The organism is Colwellia sp. MB02u-9 (genome assembly GCF_014077085.1).
Classification (GTDB): Bacteria; Pseudomonadota; Gammaproteobacteria; order Enterobacterales; family Alteromonadaceae; genus Cognaticolwellia.
Map to the genome: position 1 here is coordinate 1 of NZ_JACGVF010000053.1, position 9,268 is coordinate 9,268.

Below are 9,268 nucleotides of genomic sequence, written 5' to 3' on the forward strand. Positions count from 1 at the left end.
TATCTACAGACCAAAGTCAATGCTTTAAGGTTGGACTCAAACTCTCTTAGTTCTCGTCATAGAATAATAGCTCATTACTCTATTTAGAGAGATACAAGGTTGGACTTTAGTCCATCAAGTTAAATTTTATATTACATATCAAATATGTAATATAAATATTTGATATGTAAAGTCCCCTAAGATTGTGTATGTAGCAAAGTATCTTATTATTTCACACTCAATGCTTTTTCACCGCGAGCAATACCGACACAGCCAGATCTCACTGATTCTATGATTTCTGTTTCGTTGGCGAGTGTGGAGATAAAGGCATTGATTTTCTCTGCATTACCCGTCAGTTGAACGGTGTAAACTTGCTTACCAATATCAATGATAGAGCCTCTAAAGATATCAGTTATACGTTTTACTTCACTGCGTGACTTTTCGTTCATTGCCAAGACTTTAATAAGTAGTAATTCACGCTCGACATGACTTCGCTCGGTTAAGTCAGTTACTTTAATAACATCGATAAGTTTATTGACTTGTTTAACTATTTGCTCAAGTATTTTGTCATTACCTTTGGTGACAATAGTGATACGAGATAAGCTATCATCATCAGTGGGTGCAACGGTTAAACTTTCAATATTAAATGCTCGTTGAGAAAACAACCCGACAATACGCGAAAGTGATCCTGCTTCGTTCTCTAATAATACGGCTAAGATTCTGCGCATTAGCTTTTCACTCCTTTTTTGATCCACATTTCATCAATAGCACCAGTACGTATTTGCATCGGATAGACATGCTCATTTTCATCAACGAGCACATCGACAAAAACCAGTCGGTTTTTAATCGCAAAAGCCTCTTGAATTTTTTCGTCTAATTCATCAAGCTTATTAATTTGCATGCCTACATGACCATAGGACTCAGCCAATTTGACAAAATCGGGTAAAGATTCCATATACGAAGAGGAATGACGTCCACCATAGACCATATCTTGCCATTGACGCACCATGCCTAAAGAGCGGTTGTTCAATGAAATAATGACCACAGATAAATTATACTGCAAACAAGTTGATAGCTCTTGTATGTTCATTTGTATTGAACCGTCTCCGGTAATACAGATAACATGGCTATCAGGAAAGGCTAATTTTACGCCCATTGCAGCAGGTAAGCCAAAGCCCATGGTGCCTAGACCACCTGAATTTATCCACTGACGTGGCTTCGCATACGGATAGTATTGCGCGGCAAACATTTGGTGCTGTCCAACATCAGAGCATACGTAGGCTTCACCTTGTGTTGCTTTATACATGGATTCAATAACACGCTGTGGTTTTATTACGCCATCAGTTTGTTCGTAGCTAAAGCTTTTAACTGCTCGCCATTGTGCAATTTGTTGCCACCATGTTTGGTTTTCTTCTTTGTTAACACTAAATTGCTTTTCTTCCAGTTCAACAAGCAACTGTTTAATCACAATATCAAGTAAGCCAACAACAGGGATATGAGCATTAATAGTTTTAGATATCGAGGTGGGATCAATATCAACATGCACAATGGTGGCATCTGGACAAAATTTCTTCACATTGTTAGTAACACGGTCATCAAACCTTGCCCCTAAAGCGAGAATAACATCGGCATTTGCCATGGCTCTATTCGCTTCTAAGCTACCATGCATGCCTAACATACCAATAAAGTTTTCATGTAAACCTGATATAGCACCCAATCCCATTAAGGTATTGGTCACAGGTGCGTTAAGTTTTTCAACTAATTCAGTCAGTAACTCTGCTGCATTCGCTATGATTACGCCGCCGCCAGCATAAACCACAAGACGTTTTGCTTGGCTTATTGCCTGTACCGCTTTTTTAATTTGACGGTGATGGCCTTTCACGTTTGGATTGTAAGAGCGCATGTTCACTTCAGCGCTGAATTTAAACTCTGCAGTGTGTTGCGGCATTAAAATATCTTTAGGTAGCTCGATAACCACAGGACCTGGTCGACCGGTACTGGCAATATAAAATGCTTTTGCAATAATGTTAGGTATGTCGACAACACTTCGACAGTTGAAGCTATGCTTTACTATTGGGCGAGAGCAACCAACAATATCGGTTTCTTGAAAGGCGTCGTCTCCAATCAGTCCGGTAGGCACTTGGCCTGAAAGTACCACCATAGGAATAGAGTCCATATACGCGGTTGCAATGCCGGTAATACAATTAGTAGCACCTGGCCCTGATGTAGCTAATACAAAGCCTACTTCACCGGTAGCGCGGGCAAAACCGTCTGCCATGTGAGTAGCAGCCTGTTCATGGCGCACAAGAATGTGCTCAACATCATCTTGTCGAAAGAGTGCATCATAAATATCTAATACAGTACCTCCGGGATAGCCAAATAAATATTTTACCTTAAGTGCTGCTAGGGTTTTCACCACTAGTTCGGCACCTGAGAATTGCTCTTTTGTCATATGTAATTCCTATAATAAAAAAAATCTGTTGTTAATAATATCAATTGAAATAAATAGCGATAAAAAAACCCCCGTTCTTTTCAGAGCGAGGGTTTATTGTTGTTATTTTTTTTACTTTATTTTTACACACAATATCGCCCACGCTTTGGTTTTGAGACCAAGACGAGAATGAGGAGAGATAGCAGCGTATTGACGAAGTTCATGTTAAAAATTATTTGTGTAAAAAGTAATGACTACAGTTTTAAGGGGTTTGTCTAGATGTGTCAATGTAAAGTTCATAATTTCTGATTATTTCTGATAAATATTTACCACTTGTACTACTTAAAAATAAAAATTTGTCATTAATTTGTAATTAATCTGGCCATACAATTAGGTTTGCGTTGCTTAAGAGTGCAAGGTTACTGATAGCAATCTCACTAATTTTATGATTATTTCTCCTCGTTAAAACAAGCTACTAGCGCGTTATTTATTTAATAATTAGAACAACGAGTTATTAAATAAACGCCTTGTGTTTAGCTGTTGTTCCTGGATACAAAGTAGAGCAACTAATTAATCAAATGGGTATCAATAGTTAGGTTGAGTTATTAAAATACTATTATTTTTTTATCTATACTTTATCGTTAAATTAATAATTTTATTGGTAAGTGATCTGTTATTAGTGGTTATTTTTTATTATTATGTAAGTAGAGTAATGCAATGACATTTTTCAGCAGCGGACTAACATTTTTATGATAGGCTGTATCTTAAGTTTTAAATACATCAAAGTTATTTGGAAGGATTTATGTTAAAAAATAAACTAATCATAATGTTAGCACTTGTTGGTGCAATGGCTGGCTGTGTATCAAACCAGCAAGCTAGAGTTGACTTTGATCGTAATAGTGAGATTACTACAACAGATTATAAAACATTTGCTTGGCTGAACAAGAGCAAGATATTAGCGGAGTCTGTTGATGCTAACCCTGTGATGAAAGTCAGAATTGATAATGCCATTGAACAAGCTTTCATCGCTAAAGGCTATCAGTTAGTTAATGATGCAGAGCAGGCTGACTTCACCATTTCATATACCATGGGTAGTCGAGATAAAGTAAAAGTTGATTCTTTACCCGTGATGTATCGCACCAGCTTTATGTGGGGCAGTCGTTTTTACGGCGGCATGGGTACTGACACGCGCGTGCGAAATATTACTGAAGGAAAGTTGGCAATAGATGTATATGATGTCAAAAGTCACCAACCGGTATGGCACGGATGGGCAGTTAAGCGCATTAAGTCGTCTGAACAAGACAACCCAAGTAAAGCCATTAAAATGGTTATTGAACAGGTTGTTGCTCAGTTTTAGTTAACCTTACTTAGCATTTAGCAACGAATAACTTCTTTAAAAAGCGCAGATGATCTGCGCTTTTTTTGTTTAAAAAATTTGAATACTCTGTTGGTGTTACTTTTATTTTGCTGGGCTATAGGCAAACTCGATGCGATTACCGCTAGGCTCACGAATCATCATATGTATACTTGGGCCTTTACCGTTGAGCTCAGGGGAAAATTCTGTGAGTATGCTCGTATCGACTTAAATCGCTGATGTAACACTTTTAATATTTCTTCATTAGCGACCGTTAATGCTAGATGATGTAATCCAACATTTTTTTCCATCGAATTCAACAACATCCTCAATACTTTTAGTTTGCCATAAGGTAACAAAAATTTTGCCATCGGTAACAAATACGGATGGCTAATTGGGGTAGCCATCGGCGTGTTTCCAGCCTAAGCTAACCATGTCAAAAACAGCGCTAGCTGTATTGATTTTACCTAGACTTTAAATGGATGCTCAACCAAGTTAAATTTGGTATCGTTTTCGCCAAAAATAAAAACATGACATTGTTGCCAAGCATCGGGTATTTTCCACGTATTATTGTTTTCAATGGAATAAACATGACGTTTATTAGCACAACGAATATCAATTTTGTTTAACTTACCTTTGATGTTGGTCAGGGTAAATTCATTTCGTACTAAGGCATAATGCCAGTAGTCATCACTGCGAATATCGGCGTCAACAATAAGTTCTTTCTCTGAATGAATAAATTCATCAACTTGTTTAATCAATGCTTGATAATGTGCTAAATAAGGTTTTGCAACGGAATTTTTTTCAATTCTTTTATAAATGTCATAAGCATTTTTAAATTTATTTAGCTGGAGTTCTAATACAAAGCGTTGAGCTAATAATGATAATTCGTATTCAGTATTTTTATCATCAGTGGCAATTTTTATTTTTTTCAAATGAGCAAGTTGCATAGCATCGTTGCCTATCGCTTTTGCGTATTCGGCATTTAATAATTGCAAGAAATTATGCTCTGATAAATGCATGTACTCTATCTTTGTAAACTTACTCAGCAGCGCTTTTGTTTTTACATAATCTTTTTCTGCTAAGGCAGCTTTCGTTTTGTGATACAAACTGTTAAATCGGCGGGTGACCTTTTTAGTGCCATTTTTATGCATTCTAAAATCAAATTGCACACTATTAACACATTGCTGTATTGGTTCACCATTTTCAATGGCTGGCTGATACTGCCACTTCATGACTGCTTTTTTAGCCGCTAAGGTAATATCTTTACTGCCTGATGTTTCTTGCGTGATCACGTTGGAAACACTACCATCTTTTTCGATGACAAAGCTAAATGTAGCCCAACCTTCACGACCGTTACGTGCAGCAGAAATTGGGTATTTAGGTTCAACTCTAATTTTGGGCGTGGGTTCAGTTGAGGTACTTAAAAGCTGAGACAGCTCTATAGCGGCTGCGCTGTTGCAAAGTAAGAGGGCGGGTAAGAACTTAATAATAATTTTTTTCATTTGAACATCCGTGTATATATATAATATAAGTTAAGTGACCACAAAGATGATATCTTCAAAATATATTTTTGTCACTTAACCTATTGAAAAAATTAGGCAAGATAATAAGTTAACTACCCGTGTTTTGAGGTTATTAAATCAGTAATAACTTTTGCTGTTTCTAAGGGCTGCTCCATAGGAAAACAGTGATGTCGGCCAAATTTTTGCCATTGAATATTTTTATTGATTTTTGCTGCTCTTTTAACTGCTTTTGGAATAAAGAAATAACTTTTATTAGCCATTAATATCTCTACGGGTATCTTTATATTGTATATCGCTCGCCAGAGTCCCTTTGGATAAGAGCCAAAAATTGACGCTTCCCAACTTGGCTGACAACTGAGCGTAACTGAGTCTTGATGACTAACATGAGTAGAAAACTCGCAATAATCACTTATTACTTGGGGATGCCAAGCTTTATAAAAAGATTTGCCAGCAATATTTTCTTTCATATTAGTCAAGCTTGGCCATATTGCTGTGCGATTAGCGACCGATTTGACTAATGAGCTTCTCCGCCATGCGCCAGTTGCCCGCATGAGTTGCTGCGCTATAATCATTTCAGTTTGAAATAAAACGGGATCGAGTAAAATAATTTCGCTGAATAAATCTGGATATTTAACGGCGGCTAGTAGCGTTATAACACCGCCCATTGAATGTCCAATACCCACCAAAGGACCATTTTCTTTAACATTAGCCTGAAGATAAATGGCATCAGCGATAGTATTGGCCATTTTTTGCCAGTTGGGCATGTGCGTTGTTGGCTGTGTTGAATAGCCATGACCGGGTACATCGGTTAACCAAATTGACCAGTCTTTGGGTAATTGCGATGCCATGGCGGCTAAGGTCATGGCTGAAAAGCCAGTGCCGTGTAACAAGTGAATACGTTTAGCGTCTTTAGCACCCGCGCGATAATAACCATTTACTGTCATTGCACTGTTAGACTTTTGTTGCCATTGTTGAGTATTTTCAAGTAGTAAATTGTTAGATGAAAGCATTGTTTCAAAAGATGAGCATTCAGACATTAATATTGTTAACGATAAAGGAGAATTGTAAATAACATAGCAACATACTGATCGGATGTGAATGTATTTTACCTAGATATTACACTTTTGATGATATTAAGCAGGGTATAAGTCTTGGTGTTAACTAAGTGAGAGCTAGGGTGAAAATCATCCTTTAAGTGGACAAGTTCGATTATATTTCCCATTCATCGCAGAATATATATTCTTTAGGTGGGCTCTGGTTAATTCTATTGATATAATATCGTTAATTATATTATTTAAACTTTATTTTTTAGGGGTTCTGTGGATGTCGGAAGTAGAAAACCGTCCAACAAATTTTATTCGTCAAATTATTGATGCCGATCTTGCTAGTGGCAAGCATAGCCAAGTACAAACTCGTTTTCCACCTGAGCCAAATGGTTATTTACACATAGGTCATGCGAAATCAATTTGTTTAAACTTTGGTATTGCTCAAGATTACCAAGGTTTATGTAACTTGCGTTTTGATGACACTAACCCTGAAAAAGAAGATATTGATTATGTAAATTCTATTCAAGCAGACGTTAAATGGTTAGGTTTTGAATGGGCCGGTGATATTCATTATTCTTCAGATTATTTTGATCGTTTATATGGTTATGCCGTTGAGCTTATCGAAAAAGGTTTAGCCTACGTTTGTTTTTTAAATGCCGAAGAAACACGTGAATATCGTGGCACGTTAAAGCAAGCTGGAAAAAACAGCCCTTATCGTGCAACTTCAGTTGAAGAGAACCTGGCCTTATTTGAAAAAATGAAAGCAGGTGATTTCAAAGAAGGACAGTGTGCGCTGCGCGCTAAAATCGACATGGCGTCAAGCTTCATGTGTATGCGTGATCCCATTATTTATCGGGTTAAGTTTGCTCATCATCATCAAACCGGTGATAAGTGGTGCATTTATCCCATGTATGATTTTACTCATTGTATTTCAGATGCCATTGAAGGCATTACGCATTCAATATGTACACTAGAATTTCAAGACAATCGTCGTTTGTATGATTGGGTTATCGACAATATTTCAATTGAAACTACCCCGCGTCAATATGAGTTTTCACGCTTAAATCTCGAATATACCGTGATGAGTAAGCGCAAGCTGAACAACCTTGTGGAAGAGAAATTAGTCAGTGGTTGGGATGATCCTCGTATGCCGACCATCGCTGGTTTTCGTCGTAAAGGTTTTACGCCTGGCTCGTTACGTGAATTTGCTAAGCGCATTGGCGTAACGAAAATGGATAACACGGTTGAAATGAGCGTTTTAGAAGCTTGTATTCGTGAAGACTTAAATGACAATGCCCCACGTGCTATGGCAGTGCTTGACCCGATTAAGTTAGTTATTGAAAACTATCCTGCTGATACAGTTGAAAACCTTAATGTTAAAAATCATCCTAGCGATGAGAGCTTTGGTTCACGTATTGTGCCATTTGCTAAAGAGCTTTACATTGAAGCGGAAGATTTTCGTGAAGAAGCTAATAAAAAATATAAACGTTTAGTGCTAGACAAAGCGGTACGCTTACGCGGTGCTTATGTAGTAACCGCCACGCGTTGCGATAAAGATGAAGACGGCAAGGTAACGACAGTTTATTGCCAATATGACAGCGAGACTTTAGGTAAAAACCCCACTGATGGTACTAAGCCTAAAGGTGTTATTCATTGGGTTGCGGCAGCGCAAAGTCTTGATGCAGAAATTCGTTTGTATGAGCGTTTGTTTTCTGTACCAAATCCAGGTGCAGCAGAAGACTTTCACAGTGTAATGAACCCTGATTCCTTGACTATTATTACTAACGCGAAAGTAGAGCCATATTTGGCAACGGCGAAGCCTGAGCAAGCATTTCAGTTCGAGCGCCAAGGTTACTTCTGTTTAGACAATAAGATATCAGCACAAGATGCAGAACAAGGTAAGTTAGTATTTAACCGTACAGTAGGTTTACGTGATACCTGGGCAAAAATTTCTGACTAGTGATTAGTTATTATTTAGCTATTAATAAATGGCTCTGCTCAAGAACCGGGTTGTTAGGTTATAAAGTATATTCTTAAAGGGCGATTTTTTGTAGGTCGGACTTTAGTCCGTCAACCGTTTAGCCATTGGTTTATCTGATGGGTTAACTCAGTTCTGCCACGGGAATTTTTGTTTATCAGCATTTGCGCCGAGCACAGTTAAATTGCATTTAACTTGATGGACTGAAGTCCACCCTACAAAGGCTATATAAAATTTATGGGTGACTGCGTAGCGTTTGTCGATTGTTTTGTAGGTCGGACTTTAGTCCGTCAAGCGTTTAGCCAATGGTTAACGTGATGGGTTAACTCAGATTTGCCGCGGTTTTTTTGTTTATCGGCATTTGCGCCGAGCACGGTTAAATTGCATTTAACTTGATGGACTGAAGTCCACCCTACAAAGGGCCACATGAAATTTATGGGTGATCGCTTAGCGTTTGGTAATTTTTTTGTAGGTCGGACTTTAGTCCGTCAAACGTTTAGCCAGTGGTTAATCTTATGGGTTAACTCAGATCTGCCGCGGGTATTTTTGTTTATCGGCATTTGTTAGGAGCACGGTTAAATTGCATTTAACTTGATGGACTAAAGTCCACCCTACAAATAGCGCATAAAATTTATGGGTGATCGCTTAGCGTTTGGCGATTTTTTGTAGGTCGGACTTTAGTCCGTCAAACGTTTAGCCAGTGGTTAATCTGATGGGTTAACTCAGATCTTCCGCGGGTATTTTTTATTTGGATATGTGCCGAGCACGGTTAAATTTGATTTAACTTGATGGACTGAAATTCAACTTACATGGAGCTTAGTAAATAGTTATCCGCCACGTTAGTAAATTAAGTCATAAAAAATAAAAAAGCTCATAAGGTATTCCTTATGAGCTTTTTTTTAAATTAACTGTTATTTTTTAACTGAAAAATTAAACTATTTTCTAACTTCTAAC

At 37.7% G+C, this 9,268-nt stretch carries 6 protein-coding genes; 2 read left to right on the top strand and 4 right to left on the bottom strand.

The window, feature by feature from the left end; all coding sequences use genetic code 11:
* Positions 1–206: 206 nt before the first annotated feature.
* Positions 207–707, bottom strand: coding sequence for an acetolactate synthase small subunit (gene ilvN / locus H4J65_RS00400; protein ID WP_182135537.1), 501 nt, complete (start codon positions 705–707; stop codon positions 207–209).
* The gene (locus H4J65_RS00405; protein ID WP_182194074.1) at positions 707–2,431 is read right to left on the bottom strand and encodes an acetolactate synthase 3 large subunit; all 1,725 of its coding nucleotides are present in this window, start codon (positions 2,429–2,431) and stop codon (positions 707–709) included. Before H4J65_RS00405 ends, ilvN begins: the two co-directional genes overlap by 1 nt.
* A gap of 781 nt (positions 2,432–3,212) precedes the next feature.
* Between H4J65_RS00405 and H4J65_RS00410 the strand changes: the two genes are divergently transcribed.
* Positions 3,213–3,767 carry a DUF4136 domain-containing protein gene (locus H4J65_RS00410; protein ID WP_182194079.1) on the top strand — a complete coding sequence of 185 codons (555 nt, stop codon included), beginning with the start codon at positions 3,213–3,215 and terminating at the stop codon, positions 3,765–3,767.
* Between the two features lie 464 nt (positions 3,768–4,231).
* Here the strand turns inward: H4J65_RS00410 and H4J65_RS00415 are convergent, their stop codons facing one another.
* Positions 4,232–5,269 carry an energy transducer TonB gene (locus tag H4J65_RS00415; protein WP_182194082.1) on the bottom strand — a complete coding sequence of 346 codons (1,038 nt, stop codon included), beginning with the start codon at positions 5,267–5,269 and terminating at the stop codon, positions 4,232–4,234.
* Between the two features lie 113 nt (positions 5,270–5,382).
* Positions 5,383–6,327 (bottom strand): alpha/beta fold hydrolase, encoded by a 945-nt coding sequence (locus tag H4J65_RS00420; protein ID WP_182194087.1) that lies wholly within the window; start codon positions 6,325–6,327, stop codon positions 5,383–5,385.
* Between the two features lie 286 nt (positions 6,328–6,613).
* On the opposite strand from H4J65_RS00420, the gene glnS reads away from it, so the two are divergent.
* Complete coding sequence (gene glnS, locus H4J65_RS00425) at positions 6,614–8,296, top strand: glutamine--tRNA ligase (RefSeq protein WP_182184766.1); 1,683 nt, start codon at positions 6,614–6,616, stop codon at positions 8,294–8,296.
* Positions 8,297–9,268: the final 972 nt, after the last annotated feature.